Source organism: Pseudoalteromonas sp. P1-7a (genome assembly GCF_001401855.1).
Taxonomy (GTDB): Bacteria; Pseudomonadota; Gammaproteobacteria; order Enterobacterales; family Alteromonadaceae; genus Pseudoalteromonas.
Map to the genome: position 1 here is coordinate 1 of NZ_LKDU01000088.1, position 645 is coordinate 645.

At 52.4% G+C, this 645-nt stretch carries 1 protein-coding gene; it reads left to right on the plus strand.

The features are described 5' to 3' along the window. Positions 1–645, plus strand: a 645-nt coding sequence (locus AN389_RS19570) for an Ig-like domain-containing protein (RefSeq protein ID WP_200910108.1), incomplete at both ends; no start/stop codon positions are given.

The window sequence follows — 645 nt, forward strand, 5'->3', positions numbered from 1 at the left end:
ACACCAACCAGCGACTTAGCAGAAGGCAACTACAGTGTTAGCGCCAGCATCACTGATGCAGCAGGCAACACGGGTACAGGCACAGACAACGGCGAAGTGGATGTGACGCCACCAACCCTTGCCTTTACACCGACCTTTGAGCTTGGTTTATTAGTGACCCTAAGCGGTACCTCTGACCTGCCAGCAGGCAGCGAAATTACTATCACTGAGCAACTTATAGGCGGTGGCATTGGGGCCACTTACACCACCACAACCGATGCCAATGGTAATTGGTCATTAGTGGGCTTGGATGTATCACTCCTTGATGTTGGCTCTGTAATAGCCACAGCCACCGATGCAGCCGGTAACACGCGAACAATCAGCTCAGATGACTTTGATAGCACACCGCCTACGCTTACTGTTGAGGTGGATGCACAAAGCAATAGCAACACGCCTATAATCAGTGGCACGAGCGATGCGGGCGAAGGCGCGCAAGTGACGATAGTGGTGACCGACAGCGATGGTAATCCACAAACCATCACTGCGCTTGTTGATGCAAATGGTGATTGGAGCGCCACACCGAGTACACCACTTAGTGAAGGTGAAAGCACGATTGAAGTGAGCGTACGCGATAGCGTAGGCAACGAAACCACCGTGAGTGAAACC